Annotated in this window: 23 protein-coding genes; 13 read left to right on the top strand and 10 right to left on the bottom strand. The window is 68.0% G+C overall.

All coding sequences use genetic code 11. The annotated features are described in order from the left end of the window. From mycP (AWB92_RS22795) to eccA, 3 genes are all read left to right on the top strand, one after another. Positions 1 to 1,053, top strand: a 1,053-nt coding sequence (gene mycP / locus AWB92_RS22795) for a type VII secretion-associated serine protease mycosin (protein WP_085189704.1), incomplete at its 5' end; no start/stop codon positions are given. Next, positions 1,050 to 2,630, top strand: a complete 1,581-nt coding sequence (gene eccE / locus AWB92_RS22790; protein ID WP_085189692.1) for a type VII secretion protein EccE — start codon at positions 1,050 to 1,052, stop codon at positions 2,628 to 2,630. The genes mycP (AWB92_RS22795) and eccE (AWB92_RS22790), both read left to right, overlap by 4 nt. A 17-nt stretch (positions 2,631 to 2,647) precedes the next feature. Beyond that, positions 2,648 to 4,486: a type VII secretion AAA-ATPase EccA gene (gene eccA, locus AWB92_RS22785; RefSeq protein ID WP_085189690.1), complete on the top strand. Its 1,839-nt coding sequence runs from the start codon at positions 2,648 to 2,650 to the stop codon at positions 4,484 to 4,486. A gap of 15 nt (positions 4,487 to 4,501) precedes the next feature. Here the strand turns inward: eccA and AWB92_RS22780 are convergent, their stop codons facing one another. Next, on the bottom strand, positions 4,502 to 4,852 hold the full coding sequence (locus tag AWB92_RS22780) for a WhiB family transcriptional regulator (RefSeq protein ID WP_085189702.1): 351 nt from the start codon (positions 4,850 to 4,852) through the stop codon (positions 4,502 to 4,504). 392 nt (positions 4,853 to 5,244) lie between these two features. On the opposite strand from AWB92_RS22780, the gene mycP (AWB92_RS22775) reads away from it, so the two are divergent. Genes mycP (AWB92_RS22775) through AWB92_RS22750 form a run of 6 tightly spaced genes read left to right on the top strand, consistent with a single transcriptional unit; the run spans position 5,245 to position 11,826 of the window. Further along, positions 5,245 to 6,591: a type VII secretion-associated serine protease mycosin gene (mycP, locus tag AWB92_RS22775; protein WP_085189700.1), complete on the top strand. Its 1,347-nt coding sequence runs from the start codon at positions 5,245 to 5,247 to the stop codon at positions 6,589 to 6,591. Then, positions 6,592 to 7,995: a type VII secretion protein EccE gene (gene eccE, locus AWB92_RS22770; protein ID WP_085189688.1), complete on the top strand. Its 1,404-nt coding sequence runs from the start codon at positions 6,592 to 6,594 to the stop codon at positions 7,993 to 7,995. Between the two features lie 50 nt (positions 7,996 to 8,045). Beyond that, the gene (locus AWB92_RS22765; protein ID WP_085189687.1) at positions 8,046 to 8,402 is read left to right on the top strand and encodes a YbaB/EbfC family nucleoid-associated protein; all 357 of its coding nucleotides are present in this window, start codon (positions 8,046 to 8,048) and stop codon (positions 8,400 to 8,402) included. A 7-nt stretch (positions 8,403 to 8,409) separates the two neighbouring features. Beyond that, a complete protein-coding gene (locus tag AWB92_RS22760; protein ID WP_085189686.1) occupies positions 8,410 to 9,195 on the top strand; it encodes a sulfotransferase in 786 nt (261 codons plus the stop codon). A gap of 20 nt (positions 9,196 to 9,215) precedes the next feature. Next, complete coding sequence (locus AWB92_RS22755) at positions 9,216 to 10,223, top strand: glycosyltransferase family 9 protein (protein ID WP_158090398.1); 1,008 nt, start codon at positions 9,216 to 9,218, stop codon at positions 10,221 to 10,223. Beyond that, on the top strand, positions 10,216 to 11,826 hold the full coding sequence (locus AWB92_RS22750; RefSeq protein WP_085189684.1) for a DUF4254 domain-containing protein: 1,611 nt from the start codon (positions 10,216 to 10,218) through the stop codon (positions 11,824 to 11,826). The genes AWB92_RS22755 and AWB92_RS22750 overlap by 8 nt, the downstream gene beginning before the upstream one ends. Positions 11,827 to 11,832: 6 nt before the next feature. On the opposite strand, the gene AWB92_RS22745 is transcribed toward AWB92_RS22750, so the two are convergent. Beyond that, positions 11,833 to 12,609, bottom strand: coding sequence for a hypothetical protein (locus AWB92_RS22745; protein ID WP_085189682.1), 777 nt, complete (start codon positions 12,607 to 12,609; stop codon positions 11,833 to 11,835). Positions 12,610 to 12,659: 50 nt separating this feature from the next. On the opposite strand from AWB92_RS22745, the gene AWB92_RS22740 reads away from it, so the two are divergent. From AWB92_RS22740 to AWB92_RS22730, 3 genes are all read left to right on the top strand, one after another. Further along, complete coding sequence (locus AWB92_RS22740) at positions 12,660 to 13,388, top strand: FkbM family methyltransferase (RefSeq protein ID WP_142282251.1); 729 nt, start codon at positions 12,660 to 12,662, stop codon at positions 13,386 to 13,388. 285 nt (positions 13,389 to 13,673) lie between these two features. Next, complete coding sequence (locus AWB92_RS22735) at positions 13,674 to 15,200, top strand: hypothetical protein (RefSeq protein WP_085189680.1); 1,527 nt, start codon at positions 13,674 to 13,676, stop codon at positions 15,198 to 15,200. An 88-nt stretch (positions 15,201 to 15,288) separates the two neighbouring features. After that, a complete protein-coding gene (locus AWB92_RS22730; RefSeq protein ID WP_085189694.1) occupies positions 15,289 to 17,484 on the top strand; it encodes a hypothetical protein in 2,196 nt (731 codons plus the stop codon). 39 nt (positions 17,485 to 17,523) lie between these two features. Here the strand turns inward: AWB92_RS22730 and AWB92_RS22725 are convergent, their stop codons facing one another. The 5 genes from AWB92_RS22725 to AWB92_RS22705 all read right to left on the bottom strand — a co-directional run bounded on the left by AWB92_RS22725 (position 17,524) and on the right by AWB92_RS22705 (position 22,150). Further along, positions 17,524 to 17,886, bottom strand: a complete 363-nt coding sequence (locus AWB92_RS22725) for a YbaB/EbfC family nucleoid-associated protein (protein WP_085189678.1) — start codon at positions 17,884 to 17,886, stop codon at positions 17,524 to 17,526. 71 nt (positions 17,887 to 17,957) lie between these two features. Further along, positions 17,958 to 18,671 (bottom strand): hypothetical protein, encoded by a 714-nt coding sequence (locus AWB92_RS22720; protein WP_085189676.1) that lies wholly within the window; start codon positions 18,669 to 18,671, stop codon positions 17,958 to 17,960. Positions 18,672 to 18,745: 74 nt separating this feature from the next. Next, the gene (locus AWB92_RS22715; RefSeq protein ID WP_085189674.1) at positions 18,746 to 19,060 is read right to left on the bottom strand and encodes a type VII secretion target; all 315 of its coding nucleotides are present in this window, start codon (positions 19,058 to 19,060) and stop codon (positions 18,746 to 18,748) included. A gap of 67 nt (positions 19,061 to 19,127) precedes the next feature. Further along, positions 19,128 to 20,486 (bottom strand): EspA/EspE family type VII secretion system effector, encoded by a 1,359-nt coding sequence (locus AWB92_RS22710; protein ID WP_142282250.1) that lies wholly within the window; start codon positions 20,484 to 20,486, stop codon positions 19,128 to 19,130. A gap of 248 nt (positions 20,487 to 20,734) precedes the next feature. Next, a complete protein-coding gene (locus AWB92_RS22705; RefSeq protein WP_085189670.1) occupies positions 20,735 to 22,150 on the bottom strand; it encodes a hypothetical protein in 1,416 nt (471 codons plus the stop codon). 69 nt (positions 22,151 to 22,219) lie between these two features. Here AWB92_RS22705 and AWB92_RS22700 point away from each other — a divergent pair, with 69 nt between their 5' ends. Beyond that, positions 22,220 to 22,795, top strand: coding sequence for a TetR/AcrR family transcriptional regulator (locus tag AWB92_RS22700; RefSeq protein WP_085189668.1), 576 nt, complete (start codon positions 22,220 to 22,222; stop codon positions 22,793 to 22,795). Between the two features lie 4 nt (positions 22,796 to 22,799). Here the strand turns inward: AWB92_RS22700 and AWB92_RS22695 are convergent, their stop codons facing one another. The 3 genes from AWB92_RS22695 to AWB92_RS22685 all read right to left on the bottom strand — a co-directional run. Continuing rightward, on the bottom strand, positions 22,800 to 23,498 hold the full coding sequence (locus tag AWB92_RS22695; RefSeq protein WP_085189666.1) for a hypothetical protein: 699 nt from the start codon (positions 23,496 to 23,498) through the stop codon (positions 22,800 to 22,802). Between the two features lie 27 nt (positions 23,499 to 23,525). Then, complete coding sequence (gene eccD, locus AWB92_RS22690) at positions 23,526 to 25,067, bottom strand: type VII secretion integral membrane protein EccD (protein WP_085189664.1); 1,542 nt, start codon at positions 25,065 to 25,067, stop codon at positions 23,526 to 23,528. Next, positions 25,064 to 26,260, bottom strand: a 1,197-nt coding sequence (locus AWB92_RS22685; RefSeq protein ID WP_142282249.1) for a MinD/ParA family protein, incomplete at its 5' end; no start/stop codon positions are given. The genes eccD and AWB92_RS22685, both read right to left, overlap by 4 nt.

Below are 26,260 nucleotides of genomic sequence, written 5' to 3'. Positions count from 1 at the left end.
CCCCCGCCCCCCGAGGCCGGCGCGATGGCTCCCTCCAACGGACCGCCCGACCCGCAAACCGAGGACGAACCCGCGGTTCCGCCGCCCCCGCCGGGAGCACCCGACGGGGTGGTCGGGGTGGCCCCGCACGCCACCATCATCTCGATACGCCAGTCGTCACGAGCCTTCGAGCCGGTGAATCCCGCTCCGGCGGACCCGAATTCGGATGAGAAGGTCAAAGCCGGCACCCTGAACACCCTGGCGCGTGCCGTCGTCCACGCGGCGAACATGGGCGCCAAGGTGATCAACATCTCGGTGACCTCGTGTCTGCCCGCGGCGTCGTCGACCGATCAGCGGGCGCTTGGCGCCGCACTCTGGTACGCGGCGACCGTCAAGGACGCAGTGGTCGTCGCCGCGGCCGGCAACGACGGGGAAGGCGGCTGCGACAACAACCCGATGTACGACCCGCTGGACCCGGCGGATCCGCGGGACTGGCAGCAGGTCAAGGTGATCTCGTCGCCGTCGTGGTTCTCCGACTACGTCCTCTCGGTGGGCGGCGTCGACGCCGGCGGAGCGCCGATCGACAAGAGCATGTCGGGTCCGTGGGTCGGTGTGGCGGGCCCCGCGACGCACATCATGGGCCTATCGCCACAGGGCGGCGGACCGGTCAATGCCTACCCACCGTCGCGGCCGGGCGAGAAGAACATGCCGTTCTGGGGCACCAGCTTCTCGGCGGCGTACGTCAGCGGCGTCGCGGCGCTGGTTCGCGCGAAATACCCTGAGCTGAGCGCACATCAGATCATCAACCGGATCGTGCAGTCGGCCCATAACCCGCCCGCCGGCGTGGACAACAAGGTGGGCTACGGCCTGGTGGATCCGGTCGCCGCGTTGACGTTCAACATCCCTCCCGGTGACAAGATGCCCCCGGGCGCGCAAACCCGCGTGATCACGCCGGCCGCACCCCCGCCGCCCCCGGATCATCGGGCGCGCAACATCGCGATCGGCTTCCTCGGTGTCGTCATCGCCGGTGTGTTGGTCGCGGCGATCAGCGCGCGACTGCGGAGGGCGCGATGAGGTCGCGCTTGACGGGCTTCAACCCGGGCAGCAACCGGCGGGTCGTCGGGATACTGCTGGTGTTCCTTCTGGCGCTGGCCGGTTGGGCGGTCGGCGGTTACGTCGGCGCCGCGGTGGCCGCGGTGCTGGGTGTCGCGGTGGTGTTCGTGCCATGGCGGGGGCAGCCGGCGTGGTCATGGGCGGTCCTGTGGCGGCGAGGTCGGCGGCCGATCTCCTGGAGTGAGCCAATCACGGTGGCCAGCAACCGATCCGGAGGCGGAGTGCGCGTCGAAGACGGCGTGGCAGTGGTGGCCGTGCAGCTGCTCGGCAGGGCACACCGGGCCACCACGGTGACAGGCTCGGTGAGCGTCGAGACCGAGAACGTGATCGATGTCGTCGACCTGGTGCCGCTGCTGCAGCACCCGCTGGGCCTGCAGCTCGACTCGATCAGCGTCGTCTCGATCGGGTCGCGGTGCGGCAACGTGGGCGACTACCCGCGGGTCTATGACGCGGAGATCGGCACCCCGCCGTACGCGGGCCGGCGCGAAACATGGTTGATCCTGCGGTTGCCGGTGATCGACAACACCGATGCCTTGCGGTGGCGCACAACCCTTGGCGCTACGGCCATTTCGGCGGCTCAACGCATCGCCGGATTGCTGCGTTGCCAGGGTTTGCGCGCCAAGGTCGCCACCGCGACGGATCTCACCGAGCTCGATCGTCGGCTGGGCTGGGATGCGGTGTCCGGCACGACGCAAAAGTGGAAGGCCATTCGCGGTGAGGCCGGATGGATGACGACGTACGCCTACCCGGCCAATGCGATCAACTCGCACGTGCTCGCGCAGGCGTGGACGCTGCGCGCCGATGAGGTCATCCAAAACGTGACGGTGTATCCGGATGGGGAGTGCACCGTCACGGTCACTGTGCGCACACCGACGCAGGCGCCCAGCCCGCCGAGCGTGGTCCTGCGCCGCCTCAACGGAGAGCAGGCCGCCGCGGCGGCGGCCAACATGTGCGGCCCGCGCCCGTTCCTGCGGGGACTGCGGCGAACTCCGTTGCCGCAGAGCCTGATCCTGGAGATCGGGCCGTCGGGCGTGTTGGTGGGCAAGTTGAGCAACGGCGACCGACTGATGATTCCCGTCACCGATGCCGGGGAGTTGTCACGGGTGTTCGTCGCCGCCGACGACGCAATCGCCAAGCGGATCGTGATCCGCACCGCCGGCGCCGGCGAGCGGGTGTGCGTGCATACCCGCGACCTGAAGCGTTGGGCCAGCGTGCGGATGCCGGTGGTCAGCGTCGTCAGCACCTCGCGGCCGGCGCCGCGCACCACCGTCAGCGTCGTCGAACTCGCGCGGCCGGACGCCAGGGACGTCGCGATCTCGCCCGCGCCGCGGCCGGCTACCGTGATCACCGTCGCGCCGGCCGGCACCGCGCTACCGGACGGTCACGGGCATGCGTTCGAGGTAGCCATCCAGCAGGTGAGTGGTGCGACGGTGCGAGTGACCGCTGCCGGCGAGACATGGCTGGTGGACATGGACCTGTTCCGTGCGGAGAACCGCTATGTCAACCTCGAGTCGGTCGCGATGTCGTTCGCGACCTAGCCAGGACGGTGCAGACAATGGGGGACTTGCTCACGGCGCGTAGGCATTTCGACCGCGCCATGGCGATCAGGGACCGGCAGGGGCCCGCCGCGGCGCTGCCGGAGTTCATCGCCGCCACCGAAGCCGACCCGTCCATGGCGGACGCCTGGCTCGGCCGGATTGCCTGCGGCGACAACGATCTGGCCTCGCTGAAGCGGCTCAACCATCATCGCGAATGGCTGCACCGGGAGACCACCCGGATCGGCCGCACGCTCGCTGCCGAGATGCAGTTGGGCCCCTACATCGGCATAACGGTCACCGACGCGTCCCAGGTGGGGCTGGCGCTGTCCTCGGCGCTGACGATCGCCGGCGAATACGCCGAGGCGGACAAGCTTTTGGCCAACCGCGAGTTGCTCGACTCGCGGGTCAACTACCAGTGGCATCAGCTCGCGCGGGCTTTCCTAATGTATGCGACGCAGCGCTGGCCGGATGTGTTGCTGACGGCCGCGGAAGAGCTGCCGCCGCAGGCGATCATCATGTCGGCGGTGACGGCGTCGATCTGCGCGCTCGCCGCGCATGCCGCCGCACACCTCGGGCAGGGCCGAGTGGCGCTGGACTGGCTGGATCGCGTCGACGTGATCGGCCAGAACGCGTCGTCTAGCCGGTTCGGCGCCGAGGTGTTGACCGCCTCGATCGGCCCGGCCGAGATTCCGCTGCTAGTAGCGGATTTGGCGTACGTGCGCGGCATGGTGCACCGCCAGCTGCACGAGGAGGACCGCGCCCAGATCTGGCTGTCCAAGGCAACCATCAACGGGGTGCTGACCGATGCGGCGAAGGCTGCGCTGGCCGACCCGAATCTGCAGCTGGTGGTAACCGACGAGCAGGCCATCGCCAGCCGCACCGACAAGTGGGACGCCTCGACGGCGAAAAGCCGCGAGCAACTGGACGACGCCGACGCGGCCGAGCGGCGCGCCGAGCTCCTGGCCGAGGGCCGCCGGCTGTTGGCCAAACAGGTGGGCCTGGCTGCGGTCAAGCAGGCGGTGTCGGCGCTGGAGGACCAGCTCGAGGTGCGCATGATGCGCCTCGAGCACGGGCTACCGGTGGAGGGACAGACCAACCACATGCTGCTGGTTGGTCCACCGGGAACCGGCAAGACGACCACCGCCGAGGCGCTGGGCAAGATCTACGCCGGGATGGGCATCGTGCGCCACCCCGAAATCCGGGAGGTCCGCCGGTCCGATTTCTGCGGCCACTACATCGGGGAGTCCGGGCCCAAGACCAACGAGCTGATCGAAAAGTCGCTCGGCCGAATCATTTTCATGGACGAGTTCTACTCGCTGATCGAACGCCACCAGGACGGCACACCCGACATGATCGGCATGGAGGCCGTCAACCAACTGCTCGTTGCATTGGAAACCCATCGATTCGACTTCTGCTTCATCGGGGCGGGCTACGAGGATCAGGTGGACCAATTCCTCACGGTCAACCCGGGTTTGGCGGGCCGGTTCAACCGCAAGCTGCGATTCGAGTCGTACTCTCCGGCCGAGATCGTGGAGATCGGGCAACGCTACGCCAACCCGCGGGCCAGCATGCTCGACGACGGCGCCCGGGAGGCGTTCTTGGCGGCGGCCACCACGATCCGCAACTACACCACTCCCGGCGGTCAGCACGGCATCGACGCCATGCAGAACGGCCGGTTCGCCCGGAACGTCATCGAGCGCGCCGAGGGGTTCCGCGATACCCGGGTCGTCGCCCAGAAGCGGTCGGGCCGGCCCGTGACCGTCGAGGACCTGCAGATCATCACCGCCGCCGACATCGAGGCGGCCGTGCGCAGCGTGTGTTCGGACAACCGCGACATGGCCGCCATCGTCTGGTAGCCGAGCCCGCGCAGGTCAGCCGGCGCTGCGTTTTCGTTGTTCCCTCAGGAACTTCGACCAGGACACCATCTCGGGGTGCCGCTGCAGGAGGGCCCGCCGCTGGCGCTCGGTCATCCCACCCCAGACACCGAATTCCACTCGGTTGTCCAACGCCTCCGCGCCGCACTCCTGCATGACCGGGCAGTGCCGGCAGACCAGCGCGGCTTCGCGCTGGGCGGCACCCCGGACAAATAGTCTGTCGGGGTCGATCGTCCGGCAGACGGCCTTAGCCACCCAACCGGCCGGGTCCCCACCATCGGCGGCACGCACTACCGCCCGGACAAACGCACCGTCCCGCCTTTGACCGGCGTCTTGTGATCCTGACATCGGCTTTCTCCCCGGGTCTACATCCCCCACCGCAGCACCGCAGCAGAACACCCTGCCCTGATTCCCGGGAGGCTACCGCCGAAAACCCGGCAGTGCAGCGATTCGTCTGCTGGTAACGCAGCCGTTGCTTCCAGTTGATGTGCAGTTAGCGCGGCAGGATTGGCGATCTGTTTGTCTAAGGCCCGATACGGATGAATCAAATTACCAGACAACGGATCAGGCCGCGCGCCTTGCTGACCAGGCCACCCGCGCATCGGTGGCCTCCCGCTGAAACGCGCCGTTCGCAAGGCCCCAGAGGTTCAAGCTGCGCACCGGCCCGAAATCCGAGAAGATGCTTTCCATCAGGCGGCGTGCGGCCGGCCGCCCTGGCGGAACGAATGGAGCGCCCGGCGGTGCACCGTGTCTTGCTCATCGCGTTGACGCTCGCGTTCGTCGTGCTCACCGCCCCGCCCGCCTCGGCGGTCGCACCGCCCTCGATAGACGCGGGCGCGGTACCCGCCGACGTGACCGGACCCGACCAACTTCTCGAACAGCGCCGGGTGTGCAAGGCGCCATTGACGTTGCCGGGGACCAACTTTCACGACCCGCCCTGGGCCAACGCCTACCTGGGGATCGGCGAGGCCCACAAGTTCGCCACCGGCGCGGGCGTCACGGTTGCCGTGATCGACACGGGGGTGGATGCCTCACCTCGCGTCCCCGCGGCACCGGGTGGCGATTTCGTCGTCAAGGACGGCGACGGACTCTCCGACTGCGACGCCCACGGAACGCTCACCGCATCCATCATCGCCGGCCGGCCCGCCCTCACCGACGGGTTCGTCGGCGTCGCGCCCGACGCGCGGCTGATCTCGGTGCGCCAGACGTCGGAGGCGTTCGAACCGAAGGACAACCAAGCCAACTCGAACGACCCCAACGCCACGCCGGCGGCCGGGTCCATCCGCAGCCTGGCGCGCGCCGTCGTGCACGCCGCGAACCTCGGGGCGGGGGTCATCAACATCAGCGAGGCAGCGTGCTTCAAGGTGCGCAAGCCGGTCGACGAGTCCACGTTGGGCGCGGCGCTCAACTACGCGGTGAACGTCAAGGGCGCCGTCGTGATCGCAGCCGCCGGCAACACCGGCGGCGATTGCGCGCAGAACCCGCCCCCAGACCCGTCCATGCCCTCCGACCCGCGGGGCTGGCAACAGGTGCAGACGATCGTGACGCCGGCCTGGTACGCGCCGCTGGTGCTGGCGGTCGGCGGCGTCGGACAAAACGGGGCGCCCAGCCCGTTCTCGATGCACGGGCCATGGGTGGGCGCGGCGGCGCCGGCCGAAAACATCACCGCGCTCGGCCCCGAGGGCGAGCCGGTGGACGCGTTGCCCGGCAAGGACGGCCCGGTGCCGATCGCCGGCACCTCGTTCGCCGCGGCGTACGTCTCCGGCTTGGCGGCGCTGCTGCGCCAGCGGTTCCCCGACCTGGCGCCCGCCCAGATCCTCAACCGGATCACCGCCACCGCGCGCCACCCCGGCGGGGGTATCGACGACGCCGTCGGCGCCGGGATCGTCAACGCGGTCGCGGCGCTGACATGGGACATCCCGGCCGGCGCCCCGCCAAACCCGCCCCCGGTCAAGCGGATTCAACCGCCCCCACCGGTGCCGGGACCCGACCACGGGCCCATCGCGGCCGTGACGCTGGGCGTCGCGGGCCTGTTCCTGGCGCTGGCGCTCGCCGCGCTGGCCGGACGAGCCCTGCGACGGCGCTGAATGGGATCACTACGGCTGCGATTCACCAGCGGGCACGCGTTGTGGCTGGCCGCGCTCGCGCCGCTGTGCACCCTGCTCTTCCTGGGCACGCGCTACGAGTGGGCGGGCCCGACGCTCGTGGGGGTCGGTGTTGTGTTGGCGCTGGTCACATTTCGCGGTCGGCGGCTGACCGGTTGGCTGGCGGCGATGTTCGCCTGGCTGGCCCGACACCGCAGACCCCCCAAGGCTCCGTCGGAGCCGGTGGTGGGTGCCACCGTGAAGCCGGGCGACCACGTGGCGGTGCGCTGGCAGAACGAGTTCTTGGTCTCCGTCATCGAACTCGTTCCCAGGCCTTTCACGCCGACGGTCATCGTCGACGGGCGGGCCCATACCGACGACGTGGTGGACACCCGACTGCTCGAGCGGCTGTTATCGGTGCACTGCGCCGACCTGGAGGCCGACATCGTCTCGGCCGGCTACCGCGTCGGGCGGACGGCATCGGCCGAGGCGGCGAGCGGGTACGAGCAACTGATCGGGTCCGACCCGGCACCCGCGTACCGCCGAACGTGGATCATGCTGCGCGCCGACCCGCAACGCACTCGCAGGTCGGCGCAGCGCCGCGACGCGGGCGTCGCCGGGCTAGCCCGCTACCTGGTCGCGTCGACGACGCGCATCGCGGACGGCCTGGCCGGCAGCGGCATCGACGCGGTATGTGGGCGCAGCTTCGACGATTTCGACCATGCCACCGAGATCAGCTTCGAGCGCGAGAGGTGGTCGAGGATCAAGGGCCGGGCCAATTTCACCGCCGCCTACACCGCGCCCGGCGGCCCGGACGTCTGGTGGTCGGCTCCGGCGGACCACACCATCACCCGGATCCGGGTGGTGCCCGGGGAGGCGCCGCAATCGACGGTCCTGCTGACCACGGCCGCCAAGGCGAAACGGCCCCGCGGATTCTCTCGGGTGTCCGGTGGCCAGCGCGCGGCGCTGCAAGGGCAGCACCTCGTCGCCGACCGGCACTGTCAGGTGCCGATCGGGTCGGCGGGTGTGCTGGTCGGCCAGACAGCGAGCGGCTATGCGGTGTACATGCCGTTCGACGACGTCGACGTCAGCATCAACCTCGGCGACGCGGAGACGTTCATGCGGTTCGCGGCGCGCGCGGCGGCCGCGGGCGGGGCCGTCACCCTCGGGACGCAATTCCGGGAGTTCGCCGACTTGATCGGCGCGCACATCGGGGCGGAGACCAAGGTGGCGTGGCCGACCGCGACGACCTACCTCGCCCCGCGACCCGGCACCGATCGGGTGACGCTGCGGCACAACGTCATTGCTACCCCGCGGCACCGGCAATTGCCGATCCGGGCGATCACCGCGCCCGAGGAAACCCGCTACCTGCAGGCCCTGCCCGGGGCGGGCAGGACGGCGTCATGATGGCGCACCCCACGTGGGCACGATTGAGTACACGAAGGTAAGGAGACCGGATGAGCATCGAGACGCAGGACCAGCACCCGCAGGTGGGTGAGGCACTGCAGCAGTTGAAGCACTTCAATGCGGTCCTCGAGGACCAGATGTACCAAACCAGCACCGAATCCTTCACCGGAAGCGACGAAGCCGAGACCGTCAACGTCACGGTCAACGGCCAGCATGCGGTGACCGGCGTGTTCATCGAGGACGGCCTCCTGCGACTCGGCGCACAAACGGTCGAAGAGCGCGTCAACGAGGCGCTGCGCAATGCGCAGGTCGCCGCGACGGCGGCGATCAGCGAGCAGCAACAGCAGGTCTTCGCCACGCTGTTGGACGCCACCGAACAATTGATGAAGGCCGCGGGACTGACGTAGGCAAGCGGTGCAGCTGTTCGTGGTGGGGCCGCCCAGGTCCGGGATGACCATCGTCACCCAATTCCTCAACCACCACGACGACATCACGATCTTCGACGAGATCGACCTGATCCAAGTCGGTCGGTACGGCGAGTCGCTGATCGGTACGCTGCACGCCTTCCTCATCGAACGCGGGGTCTACGACGGCTACCGGCGCCACGCCCAGCAAACGGCCGACCCGGCGGCCGCGCTGCGGGCCGTGATCGGCGATATCGTCCGGCCCGCCACGATCTGGGGCGAGAAGAACCCGCGGTACGCGACTCAGCTGGGCGCCCTGCATCGAACCTTTCCGGAGGCCAAGGTGCTGTTCGTCCTGCGCGACCCGCGACAGGTCGTGAATTCGTGCCTGGCACACCGCGATTCGCCCCTGCGTGCGCCGACGGACTTTTGGATCAAGGACACCGTGGCCGAGGCCCTGGCGCTGGTGGAGAGTTGCCTGGAACCACTCGATGCCGACGACGTGGGGCCGATGGTCGTGCGCTTCGAAGCCTTCGCGGCCCGGCCGAAGGCGACACTCGACGCCGCCCTCGGACCTTGGGGCCTGACCTTTTCCGACGGCGCCGCGCCACTCGTGCACGCGGCGCCGGAGACGGCCGGCGATCACCAGTTCATTAGGGGCGGCGCGCTCCTGCCGTGGAAGGCCGGCAACCGGCGGCCCCTGCGCCAGCGGCCATGCCACCGCGACCGGGTCGACGCCGCCGATCCGGCCTGGACCGAGGTGGACGCCCTGGCACGGCGGTTCGGGTACACGTGAGCGGTCTAGGGTCCGGCGTGATGACGCCAAGCGACGTGCTTCGGGCCGAAAGGGCCGCCGTATGTTTCGTGTCCAACATCGGCGACGCCGTCCTGACGCTGCCGACGATGAGGGCGTTGGGGGAGATGTTCACCGCCCCGCTCACGATGGTCTGCCCCAAGGTGGCGTTCGACCTGTGCTTCCGGGAGGTCAGCGACCGCCACGTCGACACCACGGGATTACCGCTGACGGGGCCGCGGCCGCTGCCGCCGTCACCGCACCGAAGCCGTGACTACGAAGCGCTGGCCGCGGAGATCGGTCCCGTTGACGTCTTCATCGACACCCTGACGTGGGATTCCCTGTCCAACACCGTCATTCGTCCGCTCGTGCAGCGTTTGGCGCCGACGACGACCATCGGCTTCCCGACCGACTACGCCTACGACTTCGTGGTCTCCAGGGAGAATTGTCACGCGGCGGACTTGGCTTTCAAGTTGGCGCGGCTGTTCGATCCCTTGGCGCGGCTCGAGAAGTACGCCCAGCCGGTGCCGATCCCCCCGTCCGTGTGGGAGGAGGCGCGCTCGATGAGGGCCGCCGTGCCCGCGGAACGCAAGGTGCTCGTCGTACACGCCGACACCGATTGGGCGGAGAAGCGCTGGCCCGTCACCAGGTTCATCGATCTGCTGGACCGGTTCCTGTCGCGGCGTCGCGACTTTGTCGCCTGGATCGTCGGGATGGGGCACGAGGAACTCAACGTCGGGCAGCAGCGCGATCGCGTCTTTCCGCAGCTCGGGCTACCGCTCGACCTCGCCATGGGTCTGGTCGCCAACGCCGATCTCTTCCTCGGGATCGATTCCTGCATGCTGCACGCCGCCGACCTGGCGCGGGTGCCGGGCGTCGGGCTGTTCGGCCCGACGCGTTCTGCGACATGGGGATTCAGGTTCGGACCCCACCGCCACGTGGACATGGGCACGATGGCGGACATCACCGTGGACCAGGCGCTCGGGGCGCTCGAGGACCTCGCCGACGAACGGGATCGTCGCGTTGAGTGAATTCACCGTCCTGCAGGGTGGACATTCGGTACACGTCGAGCGCGGGCTCCTCGAGCATCTGCTGCGGGCGCGCCAACCCACGGTCTATTTCTCCACGCTCATCGGTGACTCCGTGCTGACGCTGCCGACGCTGCGAGCCCTGGACGAAATGTTCGATGTCCCACTCACAATGGTGTGTCCCAAGGTCGCCTTCGACCTGTGCTTCCGGCAGCTGGGCGGCCGCCTCGTCGACATCACCGGATCCCCGCCGGTGGGACCGACGCTTGGCCCGCCCTCCAATCGGGTGCTCGACTACGACGCCCTGGCCGCCGAGATCGGCCCGGTCGATCTGTTCATCGACGCCGTGCCGTGGGACGTGCCGTCGAGCGCGTTCGCGCGCCCCCTTCGAAAACGCCTGGCGCCCAAGACGAGCGTCGGCTTCCCAACCGGTGACGCCTACGACGTTGTGGTCCCCAGAGACGTGCCGCACGCGGCGGACCTCACCTTCAAGCTGGCGCGCCTGTTCGATCCCTCGGCGCGGATCGAAAACTACGCCCAGCCGGTGCCCATCTCGGCTGCCATCCGCGACGAGGTGCGGTCGATCCGCGCCGCCCTGCCCGCGGGAGCCAAGGTGCTCGCCGTGCACGCGGACACGGCCTGGGTGAAGAAACACTGGCCGGTCACCAGGTTCATCGACCTGCTGGACCGGTTTTTGGCTCGTCATCGCGACTTTGTGGCCTGGATCGTCGGGATGGGAAATGAGAAGCTCAACGTCGGGCGGGAGCGGGACCGGATCTTTCCTTACCTCGGGGCGCCGCTCGACCTCGCGATGGGCATGGTCGCCGACGCGGACCTCTTCGTGGGGATCGATTCCTGCATGCTGCACGCCGCCGACCTGGCGCGGGTGCCGGGCGTCGGGCTCTTCGGCCCGACGCAGCCCGCGACATGGGGCTTCCGATTCGCACCGCACCGGCACGTCCAGATGAGCACCATGGCGGACATCACCGTGGAGGAAGTGCTCGGTGCGCTGGAGGAACTCGCCGCCGAACATGTCGGGACGGCGCCGCGACCGCCCAGCGGCGCGCCCGCTGATCTGTTGTCGGCCGTGCGGCAGTTCCACGACGCCGCGCTGTCCTGGCACGGGGACGAGCCCACCCCATCCGATAGCGCCGGCATCGCCGCGAAGGCGCTGCACCTGCACGCGATGAACTTCGGCCTATGGCATCACGAAGACGCCGTGCGCCGGCCCGGCGCCAGCGACCATGAAGTGGCCCGCAGGAAGCGTTGCATCGACGAGCTCAACAGCCGGCGCAATGCGGCCATCGAGGACCTCGACGCGACGTTGCTCGACCGCGTCGATCCGAACCCAAATGCACCGCTACACACCGAAACACCCGGCACGATCGTCGATCGGCTTTCCGTTCTCGCGCTGCGGATCTTGCACACCGACCGGCCGGCCCCGCAGCTCGCCGTGCTCGACGAGCAGTATGACGACCTCTGCCGCGGCCTCGAGCAGTTCCTCACCCGGATGCTGCACGGCGAAATCCGGTTCAAGCCGTACCGGCAGTTCAAGTCCGCGGACCAACGGAGCGAGTGCGGCCTGTTCGAGGACCGCGACGCCTGAGCGCGCTCAGTAAGCCGCCGCGTTCCACCACTTCTTCCAGTCCAGGTACGGGTCCTTGTGTTCCTCGTACTGAAGGTGCAGCGCCAGCGACGGTATGGGCGTGAAGAGCGAAACCTGCTCGCGCCAAATCTCGTTGATCGTCGAAGCCTCGAATATGTGGTGTGCGCGGCCGTATGGGGTGCTCGAATAACGCGCCAGTCGCTCGAACCGCTCCCAATTCCTCTTTAGCGTCCCCACTTCTATCCAACACGTATTCGTGGTGTGGGTATTCGTACGCCAATGCCTCTTGCCGCCGTACACGACCCGGCAGCTCTCTTGGCTGAATATCGCGCTCCAGTAGTTCTTCGGATCGTCGTAGGGGTGCAGGGCCACTTCCTGCCCGCGGAGTTTCTCCTTGAACAACGCCTGCGCCTCCAGCATCTCCGGGATGGCGGACGGAGTATGTAAGTAATCGTCCTCGACGAAATAGATGAGCTCGCGAGCGTCGTCGCGCGCCCTGGAAAACGAGGCGAGACAAGACGCGTTATAGCCGCTGTCCTCGAGCGCCACGAATTCGACGGGATGAACGCACGTTGCGAGGATGCGCCGCAACGCCGTAACCGCTTCGGGCGACGAGTGATCGTCAAAGACGCGCAAGATGATGTCGGCGTCCGCCTGGTTGATCGACGTGACCAACGATCGCGTACAGCGAAGCATGACTTCGCTTTTGGCGGCGCCGACATAGCGATGTGCGCCGTGAACGCTCGTCTCGGAATGGGTCTGGAGGTGGATGTCGAGCAACATGGCGCTCGTCAGCTTAGCGGGTGCGTTCCAACGCGTGTTAGCGTGACCGGGTGGATTTATATTGGTTCACGAATGGCGCCGAATTCGAAGTGACGCGTTATTATGCGGAGGCGGATTGGAAACGCAAATTCGTGGACGAACTCAAATCCCGCCGGGTAAATGTCGTTCTCGATGTCGGCGCCAACTCGGGTCAATACGCCACCGGCCTGCGCCGCGCGGATTTCAAGGGCCGCATCGTTTCGTTCGAACCCCTGGCGGGGCCGTTTTCTCTTTTGGCAGGCAACGCCTCGGGCGACCCGCAGTGGGATTGCCTGCAGTGCGCGCTGGGTGATGATGAGGCAGAGGTCTCGATGAACGTGGCGGGCAACGCCGGCGCGAGCAGCTCCGTCCTGCCGATGCTGAAGAGCCACCGGGACGTCCTGCCCAGCGCGAATTATGTCGGCACCGAAGACGTTCCGATGTCCCGGCTAGATTCGCTGGCGGCGACGATCCTGGGTCCCGACGACGTGCCTTTCGTCAAGATCGACGTGCAAGGCTTTGAGAAGCAGGTGATCGCGGGCGGCAGGTCGACCATCGGCGATCGTTGCGTCGGCATGCAAATCGAACTGTCCTTCGTTCCCTTGTACGAAGGCGGCATGCTCGCAGAAGAGGCACTTGATCTCGCCCGTTCATTGGGCTTCGTGCTGACGGGACTCGCGCCCTTCTTCGTCGATGTGCGGACCGGCCGACTCCTGCAGGCCGACGGCGTCTTCTTCCGCGCCGCAGCCCAAAAGCGGTAGCGTCCAACGTTTCCCATCCGGACACCTCCCCGTTACCGGATGGACTTCGAACCGCCAAATCCCCAGCGATCGGCCGCAAATCAGCGCCCCCACCCCTGCGTTCGGTGGATTAGGATTGCACTCGGTCGGATGGCCCGGCACACGAAAGGGATGGTCGGTGGTTGCACCACATCTTCCGGCGGCCGGGTCGGCGGGTGTGCGTGGCGCCGCGTCGGACGGGATCGTTTCTCGCGCAACGCGGTTGCCGCGCAGGCACGCGGCGCCACACAGGGAGAGTCGGCCGGTATGACCCAGACGCTGAACGTCGAATACAACGAGCTGATGCAGCGGGCCGACGAACTCGAGAAACCGCTTCCGGCCATCCCGTCCACCAATCCGCGCGGGCCGTGCGCCCTTTCGTTCGTCAATGACGCCGCCACCCAGATCGCGTTGTCCGCCGACTCGATGCGGCTGTACATCAAGGCGTGCGAAAGGGAATGGAGGGCGCTGGCGAAATCCCTCAGGAACGCCGCCAAAGCCTACGAAGAGGTCGACGAGGAAGCCGGCGACGCCATCAGCAACGTGGACGGCGGTTCGTCAGCGTCCGCGGTGAGGCCGCTGGCCGGGACCGGCAGTGACCAGATGATGGTCAACTGCGACCCGGACGAGGATTGGGTTCCGCCCCCGCCGCCTCCCCCGCCGCCGCCGTTCCAATACCCCTATTACGAGGTCAGGCAGGCGGCGACCGACATCGAATCAGGCGACCAGGGCGCGGCGTTCACGGCGTTCGCGGACGAATGGGACGCGTTCCAGCGGGAGTTCCAGCGGGAGTGGGTGCGGTTCCGGCCATTTCAGTCCTGGGAGGGCGAGGCCCGGCTGGCCGTCGAGCAAAACTTCGAAGCACACCGGCAATGGATAAACACGATGGTCTCGTTGTGTACCACCCTGAGCGGCCAGGCGCTTCGGGTCGTCCAAGCCCACAAGAAGGCACGCGTCTACGGGCAGCATGTGTCGTACAACCCGGACGGGACGTATGCGGTTGCGGCGGAGCACCCCACGAGCTACGAAGTGTCGCAATGCGATTACTGGTACAAGTACTACACGCAGAACAACAGCTACTACCTATATATGGCGATCAGCTGGTATGAGAGCCTGCAGGCGAAGTCGGAGACGTCGCTGAGCCAATACGTCACGAATGCATCCCTACCCCTGGCGCCGGTGTACCCAAAAAGTCCCCCGAACAGCATGCGCATCGACCCGCCTCCCGAGCCCAAACCGGATCCCGACCCCAGCCCGGGTCCCGATCTCCCCGATGACGGAATCCCCAACCCCGACAACCCAATCGATAACCTGCCCACCGACGACGCGCTCCCGGACCCGACCGGCATGCCCATGCCCACCACGCCGTCGGCCGGGACTCCGGCGACACCGCCGGTCCCCACGGGCGACCCCAAGCTGACCGAGGCCCTGAAGGACCTGAAAAAGGGCGCGGGCCTACCGGGGGGCGCGGGCGTCAAGCCGGCGTCGCTGGGAGGCGGGGCCGGTGTGCCGTCGATGCCATTGCAGCCTTCCGCAGAGGGAGAAGCCGGGTCACGGCCGGCCGGCGCGGCGCCCGGGGCCGCGGGCCTGGGCCGGGGCGTCCCGGGTCTGGGCGGCGCGATGGGCGGCGGCGGTCCCATGGGCGGCATGCCGATGGGCGGCCAGGGCGACAAGGGGGCCGGCAAGGGTAAGGCGCAAGGGGAACAGGAATCGCTGTACACCGAGGATCGGGAGTGGACCGAGGGCGTGATCGGCAATAGGCCGCGCAAGTCGGCCCCGGATAGCAAGGCCTAACCGGGGCGAAAATTGGCCAGCCACAACGATTTCGATGCGCTGAGGGCATCGCCGACTATGACGCCCGGTGTCCGGCAAGGAGTAGGTGATGGGGCTGGCGCGGCCGACGGGTGAGTATGCCGAGCAGATGCTCGAACCCGACGGGTGGCCGGCGGTCGACGAGGACGCCTACTTCGACCGGGCACAGGAGTACACGCGGGTACTGCGTCAGGTCACCGATGTGTTGGAGAACTGCCGCCACCAGCAGGGCGAGATCTTCGATGGCGGTGTCTGGTCGGGCGGCGCCGCCGGTGCGGCCAACGGCGAGCTCGGCATGATCGTCGGCGAATTGGCAACGCTGCAAGGCAGTCTCGCCACCGTGATCACCTGGCACCGGTACATCGCCGGGTCCATCATTCAAGCCAAGTCGGACATCACCGACAACGTCGAGGGCACCCAGAAGTACGTTGAGGCGCTGGAGAACGATTCCAGCCTCGACGCCGCCGAGCGAACCGCCGCGATCAACACCGCGCTCGCTGCGACCTACGGCGCCAACCACAGCCTGATGACCGCCACCGCCGACCAGATTCTGGCGAGCAAGGCCTGGAAACCCCCGAACAACGCCTTGCGGGATCTGCTCGACCAGAAGACACCACCGCCCCCGGTTATCCTCCCCGACACGCCGGTTCCGGTTACGCCCCCGGCCCGGGAGGACCGACCGCGGCCCGGTCCCACGCAGCCCGCGCCGGTGAATCCGGTTATCCCGCCGCCGGTTTCGCCCGGCATGCCCCCGCCTGTGCCCCCCGGGGGGCCCACGACGGGTGTTCCGCCGGGGCCGACGCCGGGAGCCCCTCCGTCACCGGGGCAGCCGGCGACGCCGGCCCCCACTCCCGTCGCGCCCGGTCCCTCGGCGCCCGGCGGTCCCACGGCTCCGGGCGGCGGGCCGGCGGCCCCGCTGGCTCCGGCAACTCCCGCAGCGTCGCTGGGACCGGCGGCGTCGACGCCAACACAGGGTGGGGGCGGCGGCAAGGGGATGGCACCGGCGTCGGCCGCGTCCCCGTCGTCTGGGACACGTTCGGAGGATTCATCATCGGCGGCGGCGCCCGCCGCGGCGGCCGGCATGCCGGCCGCGCCGATGGCGCCGGGTGCATCCGGTGGTGGCGGCGCTCGTCCGGGTGCTTCCTCCGGCGCCGGGCCGAAGGTTCCCGTCGAGCAGAAGCCCGCGGCCAAGTCACCCGGCACGCGACCGGCGGCGGCCGGCAAAACGTCGGCACGGCGCGGCCCCGCCACCCGCCCGGAGTCGCCCGACGACTCCCCGCCGGCGGAGGCCGCGGCGATGGCGCCGATTCCCGTTTCGGCTGCGCGCCTGGAGCGCGACGCCGTCGCGGATGCGGCCACCGCTGAGGCGGCCCGCCGGGCGGGGCCTGACCCGCTGCAACTGGCCCGGCGTATCGCGGCTGCGTTGAACGCCCCCGGCGGCCGCGGGGCGGGCGACCTCGGTTTCTTCTGGGTGACCGGGCTGACCACCGGCGGCGAGATCGTCGTGGCCAACAGCTATGGGCTGGCCTATATTCCGGACGGGGTGCAGCTGCCGGAGCAGGTCCAGATGGCCACCGCCGACGAGGCGATCCCGGCCGCCGAACGGGCGCGCTGGGCCACCTACCCGGTTATGGCGGTGCAGGGCTGGGCCGAGCATCACGACACCAAGCTGCGGGCGGTGATCGCCACCGAGGAGCAGTTGGCCAATTCGGATCCCGGCGCGCCGAAGGTCGTGCTGAAGCCCGACGACATCCCGGACAGCGGCGAGATGATCGGGCGATCCCCGCTCGAGGTGGTGGATCCGGAGGCGGCCGAGCGGCTGGCGGCTACCCCGGATCCGCGGTTGGTCAGCCTGTTGCCACCCGCGCCGGCGGATGCGAGTTCCGCGTCCGAACCCCGACCCACGTCGGAAGTGCTCGATCCTCAAGCGGCGGCTCGGGTGGCGGCATCCCTCGCGGCGGGGAAACTTGATCCGACGGACTTCCTCGCCCAGTTGCCGGACTTGCCCGCCGCCTCCGAGCCGCCGGCCGACCGGCGCGCGATGTTGTGGTTCGACGTGGTGAAACCGATGGCCAGCAAGGCCGCCGGCCGAGAGATCGCGCACCTCAGGGCATTTCGCATCTACGCCGCGCACGCCCAAGAGGTCCTCCTCAGGGAGGCGCACACGGCGGTCGACCTGGTCGCGCAGCGTGAGGCCGTGGCCGACTGGCTGTACTGGAAGCACCTCAGCGGGCTACTCGACGCCGCCCTCGCCAAGGCGTCCTGAGCCGGGCGCTCCGGCGCCCGACACTGAAAAGTGTTGGCGTTACTGAGATTTCGTTTCAACCAGCCCCATTGTGTTGCTGAGCGAGCCGACAATGTCGGCCATCGACTCGACGAGCCGCTGCTGCTCGGCTTCGCCGGCTGCGGTCGCGACGGCCAGCGCGTTGCGGATCGCCTCCGTGACACGCTGCGCCACCGTTTCAGTGCCCAGCCGCAGCAGGCCGTCCTGGATGTATAGCCCGGTGAGCCAGTGGCGCCCATTGAGAGTCGCCTCGACGGTCTTGGCTTCGTCTGTGCCCGTGAAGGATCCGGTGTCCAGCTGCTGCGTCAGCTCGTCCATGAGCGATTCCATCCGCCGCGTCTGCCGCAGCGCCTCATCCAGCTGCGAGTCCGCTTGGTTGTTCATTTGTCGTCCTTACTGTCGGGGGTTCTTGCGCCGTCGGCCAATGACTGCTTCGGTCCAGCGCGCATTCGAACTCACCGGCCAGGCGATGAGCCATCGTCGCCGGTGTATCGGGTGGCGAACACTTCTGCCTGTGCCTGGGTGGCCTGTTCCGGCGACGAGAAGCGCAACCAGCCATGTTCGAGGCGATCAGCGAGGGTCGCGCCGACGTCTCCCACCAGCTCTTTTAGCTTGTGGTCTGGCTCTACCTCGTTGAGCTCTTTCATGGCTTTGGCCACCCCGTCGAGCACCACAGTGAGCAATTTCGACGACGCCTGCTGACGGGCCAGGTCCGCGATGACGAGTATTTCGTCTGCGAGCTCCGATTCGGTCATGCGGGCCGCATCCGCTGACAGCTCGACGTCGCGGATCGTGCCGTCCAGGGAAGCGGTCACCGACACGGTCTCGGGGGGGTTCGTCACCGTCGTCAGCTTCGGCGGTAACTCGTCGTTCCCAGCATGGGTGTCCCCGGCAGCGCCGGTGTCCTCAGGCAGGAGGTCGGTGGCGCGCTGCTCGGTTGGGGTGTCGGCTAACTCGGCCGATTCGTCGACGAGCATCATGTCCATCGCCGACTGCCCGACGTTGTCGCCGCCGGACTCATCGCCGAAATCCAGTGCCGCACCGCTGTATTGGGTGGACTCGTCGCCAAAATCCAGGGCCGCGCCGCCGTCGTGGCCGGCTTCGTCGCCGAAATCCAGCGCATCGAAGTTGCTGCCGGCGTTGCCGGACCAGGGCTGTGTGGTGTCCACTTTGGGCGTCCTTCTTTCTCAGCTTCTACAGGCAGGGCCGGTGATTAAGAGCGTCGCGTCGATTGCCGACGTGATCATCTGGGAAGCATCTGCTTGTCGAGGTTCTCAGCGATCGCCGCGTCGGCTTTGCGATACTCCTCGGCCGCTTTATTCAAGTTGGCGGCGAGAGCTAGGGAGACCTGCCGCGTTAGCTCGGCCGCGTTATTGCGTGCATTTTCCATCTCGGTGTAGGCCACGTACGTGGCAGCACAGACCAGACCGTGTTCGTACAAGAACATCCCTCTGTCTTCGTTGGCTTTGGTTCTCGCAGTGGCCATTTCGCCGGCAGCGGCCTCCTGCGCGGTCGCCAAGTCCTCTAGGTGCGATGGGACTACATGGAACTCTGTCATGGTTTTTCCTCGACGCTCACTTTCCTACTTGGTCCTACTTGTCACGGGTTTGAATGCGCGAGCGGCATCACAAGACGCGCTCGACCGAGATCGGCTGCGGCTGTTCGGCGCCGCCCGCGGCTACATCGATGGGTGCACGCTCGGCCCCCTCGGCGCCCGCGGCCGCCCCGTCCTCCGCGGTGGGGGCTTCCTCCGTCGCTGCCGCCTCCTCGGCGGGTGCCGGCGTGGCCGTGCCCTGCGCGGGCGCTGCCGACTGTGCCATTGAGTTGATCTGATCAATGACGCCGACCGTGTCGCTGACAAGGCCGACGGTGACCGAGGCGTTGTCCGAGAACTGCGCGGCTTGCGCGGACGCTTGCGAGGCCCGGCTCGCTACCTGACTCATGGTGGGCACCGGGTAGCCCGGCGTCGGTTCGGTCTCCGGCGCCTCGTCTTCCGGGACTGCCGCTGGTGAAGCGTCTGCGGAGCGTCCCCCATCGCCGGTGCCTGTGGTGCTCGCAAGCAGGGGTGCGACTTGTTCGTTCGGACCGCCGGATGCCGTCGCCGTGCTGGGCGCAGTGCCTAACGGCGCTACGCCGGTAGGGCCGACGAACTCGCTGGTGAAGCTCTTTGGCGCAGCGGGCACCTCGATGTTGATCGGATTCTTTTGGAGTTGCTCCAACATAGCGGCCGCGTCACTAGCGATTTCCTCGTATTTTACCGCCTTTCTAGTCAGGCTCGGCCCAAATTCAATCGTCGAAAGGATCGCCATATGCGAGAATTTGCCCGTGGCGGCAGCTGCACCGGCATACGCAGCGGCGAGTTGAATAGCCCTCGCAGCCGCCGGGTTGTACAGCTCAAGGACTCCAGTAGTAATGACGAGGGCCAGCAGGATCGCAATTTCATAGTTGTACTGCAAATGCGTCGCTTCAAGCTCATCCAACTCGCTCGCGATTACCGCCGCCGCCTGCTTGTCAAGGTCCTCCAAGTCCGACACCCGGGCCATTTGCTCGGCATTCCTCGCGTCGTATTCGTCGGCGGCGGTGCTGCCTGACCAATCCCTGGAGTCCACGACGGCGTTGCTGAGGAATATATTGGCTGTGCGCCATGATGCCGCAGCGTCTTTGTACTTCTTTCCGTCATTTGATTTCCCCGTTAAAAACGCCAGGAGCGTAATGTAAGCGATGGCCCACCAGAGCGGATCTTGCTTCGTGTCCTTCAGCTTCGTGTCGTTGCCAAACGGATTCCCCGTAAGGTCATAATACGTAAGCGCCGACTTCGACTTATAGCAATAGCCGATCCATCCGGCCGTCATTATGCTGCTGTATGCAGCTTTGTTGGCATCGCCGGTTGCGGCGCCCATAGCTATGTCGACTATTGAAAATGGACCCTTGAGAAGATCTGTCTGGAAAGGCATCGTCGTGTATTCCTTTGCTGTTATTTTCAATTGCTAGTAATTGTCGCCGGCGCGGTTTTCCGGCAATTCGAATCGGGCTGATTACGGTAGAGCGTAACACCGCCCGACCCGGTCGGATATGCAGTTTTTCTGTGCGCGGATAGATTCACTGTTTGATACGTGCACGCCACCGTACAGATGCGGCGAAGACATCTTTTGTTTGTGTTTTCCGCTCATTCGGTCGGGCCGGCTGAATTACGTGCCGGCGGGCATTACTGTCCGGGCACGAGGCCGTGTCGTCACGCCGCGTCGTGCTCGCCGCCGGGAAGGTCATTGCGTCGACGATTTCCGATGACGGGGGCGGTCCAGGGCCGATCCTCTTTGTAGAGAGCCTCGTCCTCTTGCTGGACGCGCTTTCCTTTCTTGTCGTTCTGGTTCTGACCCTGGCCGCCCATCGGCATGCCGCCCATGCCGCCGCCCATCGGCCCACGCGCGCCGGGGGCAGCACCGAGCAGACCTGCGCCGGGTGCCGTTGTGGTGGGCCGCGGTGCCGCTTCGGCTTCTACGGCGGGCTGCAGCGGCATCGCCGGCATGCCGCCGCCTCCGCCGCCGAACGACGCCGGCTTGACCCCTCCGCCCGTCGGCAGGCCCGGTGGCAGTGTGGTCGGTGGGTACGCCGGCGGATCGGTCGGCGTCTGGTCGCCCGAGGTGTCCGGCGTGGCCGCCGATGACCCACCGGAGCCGGCGCTCGGGTCGGTGTAGGGCATCTCGTCAGTGGGAGTGTCGGGCTTCTCGTGGTCCGAGCCATCGCCTGAGTCGGCGGGGGGCGGGGGGACCTTCAGGGCCGCCGGAGGCAGCGACGGTTGGGCCGGCGACAGCGGCAACGACGCCTGCTTGGCGTATTCGGCCAGGACCTCCTCCGACTGCTCCTGCATGGCCGCGTAGTTCTGCTCCATCTGGACTTTGACCTCCGGCCAATACGGCTGCAGGGCCGGGTCGGTCTGATACAACACCCAGTAGGAGTCGATCTTTTCGATCTGCGCGATGGTGGGATGCCGCGGCAACGCCCAACGCTGCGCCGCCGCGACGCTTCGAGCCTGGCTGGCCATCGTCCCGCACAGGTCGGCCATCTTGAAAAGCCACGTCCGCTGTTGCTCCATGCTGGCCTCGACGGCGTAACGCGCGTCGCCCTCCCAGTACTGGAATGGCCGGAACCGGGTGGTCGCATCGAGCAACGTGGCCCGGTACGCCGTCCACTCCTCGGCGAAGCGGTCGAACGCCACACCCTGGTCGGGGTCGGCGATGTCGTAGGCGGCCTGCCGGACCGGGTAGTACGTCGGCAGCGGCTCGGCGAGGGGCGGCGTGTCGCTCACCGTGAACTCCTCCAGCTCCACATCGGTGACACCGACCGTCGCGCCCGACATCGACGAGCCGGTCGCGATCGACTCCGCAGCGCCCTCGTCAACCTCCTCGTAGGCCTTGGCCGCGTTGCGCAGCGATTCCGCCAATATGGCCCACTCACGTTGGCCCGTGATCATGTAGTTCCGCATGTCGTTGACGGAACGCCACAGTTGTTCGGCCGCACCGGTGGCATGGGCGAGGGCGGAGGGGGCCTGGGGGGACTCGAAGGGCTGCGCCGGGAGCGGGAACTCCAGCTCGTCGGCGCGGTCCATCAGCTCCTGGTACTCCACGTTGAGGGTCATGGCCTGTGTCATCGCAGATCATCTCCTGGGCTCCTGGACTGTAGTCAATTGTCTACAGTGCGTTGATGCTAGTGTAGACACATGACTACACCGGCCGCAAGCCCCGACGAAAACACAGAATCCGTACCCACCGGACGCGACGAGGTGATCCCCGCGATCCTCGAGAGCGCTGCGGACCTGTTCGCCGAACGCGGGCCGGCGGCGGCATCGATCCGGGACGTCGCTGCGCGGGCAAAAGTCAACCACGGCTTGGTGTTTCGGCACTTCGGCAACAAAGAGCAGCTGGTGGCCGCCGTGCTCAACCATCAGGCCGCCAACCTCAGCAAGCTCATCGACGCGGGCGCCGAGCTGCCCGAGATCGCCACCGCCGGCACCCGCCAGTTGCGGGTGCTCAGCCGGGCACTACTGGACGGCTATCCGGTCGCCGAGCTGCAGACGAGCTTTCCGGCCGCCGTCCGACTCCTCGACGAGGTTCGGCCCCAACACGACAGCGAGGACGCCGCCCGGCTGGCAACCGGTCACGCCGTCGCGCTGCTGCTCGGGTGGCAGCTGTTCGAACCCTTCATCCGCTCGGCGATCGGCTTGCACGAATTGCCCGAAGACGCGCTGCGGCAATCGATCTTCACCGAAATGGGAACGCTCTCCCTCCCGCACTGATGCGTCAGAGTTCCGAAGGCGCCGGCTCCGGCCGGGCCGGACTCGTCGGCTCGACCGGCGCGCCCTCCGACGCACCCGCTGCGGGCGCGGCGCCCTCGGGGACCGACTCGGGCGGCTGCTCCTCCGTGGCGTCGGCCTCGGCGGCAGGCGGCTGTGCCGGCGTTGCGCGGCCCGTGCTGCCGGCGGCTCCCTGCACCGCCGACATGATGGTCTGCGCGTTCTGCGTCACCGGAGCCATCGCCCCCGCCATCGCGGCGACCTGGCCCAATTGCGTTGGCAACTGGTCGAATACGGGGGCTGCAGGCTGGAGTGCGGGATCGGGTGCGGCCGGCGTCTGACCGTCTGCCGGCTCGTCCGCGGCCGCGCCCGTGAGCTGCTCTGCCGAAGCGACGCCCGGCGGCCCGTCACCGGCTGCGGGAATGTGGACCTTGCCGACGTGCTTGGCCAGTGTCTGGTCGGTCTCGGCGTACATGTCCGCCGCGATGACGATGCTCGATCCCGTCCGTGTGACGGCGGCTTCGATGGCGGGCAGGCCGTCGATCACCGGTCCTTCGATGACGGGCAGGGTCGCGTTGATCGCGGTTGACACCGAATCGGTTCCGGGCGCCACGATCGGCGGCGGAACAGCGGGAAACGCCAAGCCGCGTAACGTGTTCCCGGCAGCCTTCAGGCGGGAGGTATCGACCTCCAGGGGTTCAGTCATTCGCCGGATCCTTGCGGTCGTGCGGCATCAGAATTGGATGTTGCGGACGATGTCGTAGACGCCGGTGACCCAGAGCAGCATCGGAAGGATTGCCGCGACAATCACCCCGTCGAACAGTTCCAGAGCCCGCTTCATGAGCGGTGACACGCGCCGGACACCGAGCGTGGCCGCCACCGCCGCCAATGCGATCAGGCCCGCCGCGACGAGGCCGGCCAACAACATCCACGCGCTGTGCGGATACCACACGCTCACCCTGGCCACCACGCCGACGGGAATGACGACGGTCGCTGCCAGCATCGCCCACGCGCACCAACGCTCCGCATAGAGTCGCGATCTGAATCCGCACGCGATCGTGACCAGACCGGCCACCACCAGGGTGTGCACGAAAAAGTGTCCGCGCGCAACGACCGCGATGGAACCCACGGCCAACACCAGGGTGCCGGCCGTCACGAACCCGGTCAGCAACTGCTTGGCGAGCCTGCTGCGCTCGGTGAGCCGCGCGGCGGACCTGGGCACCGACGCGATGATGGCCTGCCAGGTCCGCGTCTCTTCGCCGTCGTCTGCGGCGTGGGCGGCAACGGGGTCGAGCAGCTCCTCGTGTTCCACGGTCTCGCCGGGCGCCGGTATCGGGGGCAGCGCGATCCGGGCGACGGCGACGGTCAGTTTGGCCGCGTTCGTCACCGTGAACAATCCGAACACGATCGCTCCGGCAGGAACCCAGTGTTGCCAGCCGTAGCCGTAGGCGACGGCGGCCGCGGTGACCGCGATCGCGGTGACGGCGCCGAACGACGCGAGCTCGAAACGTCGGCGGGGGCCGCCGCGCGCCAGCAGGGTCAAGAACAGCACCGCCGCGGCGGCGCCGGCCAGCTGCGGTGCCCCCAACCAACCGGCGCCGCGCGGGCGCGGGATGGCCAGCGCCACGGCGACGGTGACCAGGGGCAACGCCGCTACCAGCAGGCTCTCCGAGAGGTTCGCATTGCGGTAGAACCTGTTGGCGGCCCAGCTGCCAACCAGCACCACGAATCCGCCGACGCCCAACGCCACCGGCCACCAGAGGCGGTGCCCGGTGTTCCACCAGGCCAGCATCGCGATTGCGGCGACGGCCAGCGTCACAAACGGGATTGCTACTCCGACAAAGCGATTCAGCGCAGTGCGGTCGAACTGTGGCGATTCGTCCAGCACCGCGATCGCGTCGATGACGTCCTCGACCAGCGGGCGATACCGCTCGGTGCGGCTCACCGACACCAGCGTGAGCAGCGTGCCGTCGACGACGACGGCCTCGTCGAGTGATTGGTCGGGCTTCAGCGGCGGGGCGCCCGGACGGGCGAACGTCCATGTGCCCTGGGCGGCAAAGTCGAAGCCGGCCAGGACATCCGCCGGTGTGTCTTCCAGCAGATCGGCGAGGACGGTGACCGTGTCGTCGATGTAGGTCTCGATCGGCGCGGCCGACGGCAGCACCACGTCGGTCAGCCGCCTGCCGGTGAGGATGGTCACCCGAGTGGTTGCGGGCTTGGCCGGGGTCGTTCCCGCGGCCGCCGGAGCGGCTGCACTAGCGGTGGGCGCGCTCAACGGACACCTCTGTCGAAATCGTCGGACAGTGCTGCGGCAAGCTCGGTAATCCTACGCCGGTAGGCGTCCCCGAGCAGGTCGAGCCGGATCTCGGTGCCGGCCGCGATGTGCCGGTCCCACGGCAGCGCGATGACCCGGCCGGGTGGAACACACCGTTCGATTCGTCGGACCAAGTCGTCGACGGCGGGGCTGGTCTCCCCGGGCGCGACGCGATTGATGACCACGCACGCGCGGCTCAGCAGCGCCTGGTGTTCGCTGTGTCCCAACCAGTCCAGTGCGACGGCGGCTTGCCGGACGCCGTCGATCGCCGCGCTCGACACGATCACCAAGCCCGACGCCGCCGCGAGCACGCCGCGGGTCGCGGGGTCGAAGAGGTCGGGTCCGCAGTCGGCCAGCACGAGGTTGTAATACCTTGGCACGGCCGCGATCGCGCGTCGCCACTCCTCGTCGGTCACCGCGCGCCGGGCTGCGCTGTACCGGGCGGCTGCGAGCACCTCCAGGTTGACGGCGTTGATGCTGGTGCGCGCGCGGATGTCGTTGTAGTGCGACAGCGCTTCGTCGGCCAGCACGTCGGCAATTGTCGCGCCCGACTGGCGGCCGATCCGATCGGCAAGGTTGCCCGCGGCCTGGTCCGCGTCGATCGCCAGGATCCGGTCGCCCCGCAGCTGCGCGAAAACGGAACCCAGGGCGGCCGTCACGGAAGTCTTTCCGGCGCCTCCCTTCAGACCCACCACGCCGATCTCGTAGGAGCCGCGGATCGGGCGGCGAATCCTGGTGAGCAGTTCGAGCTGACGCCTCTCCTCGCGCGACAGGCCCGGGTTGATGCGCGTCACCGCGTAAAGACCGCGGCGCCACCCGCGTTGCGGCACCGGTTTGGCGGCCGGCTTCGTCGTCGCCGGGGCGACGCCCAGGTCGGCTACCGCCGATCGTTGGCCCTGCGAGAGCGGCTTTGGCGCAGCGGCTTTGGGAGGCACGGCCGGCGGACGGGGCGGCACGGACGGCGCCTGCGTCGGGGGAGAATTGGCGCGATGGCTGTTGGCGCGGCGGCCGTGCGTGGACGTGGCGCCAGTGCCGTTTGGCGGCGTGACGGGATCGCCGTGGCCTCGGCGCGCGTGCCGCCCGTGTGCTTCGGGGCGCGCCGGCGGCGACGGGGGTGGGGCCTGACCGTTGCGCCGGACGGGAGCTGGGGGCTC

The sequence above is a fragment of the Mycobacterium sp. IEC1808 genome (genome assembly GCF_002101935.1).
Taxonomy (GTDB): Bacteria; Actinomycetota; Actinomycetes; order Mycobacteriales; family Mycobacteriaceae; genus Mycobacterium.
This window is presented reverse-complemented; position numbering and strand designations above follow the sequence as displayed.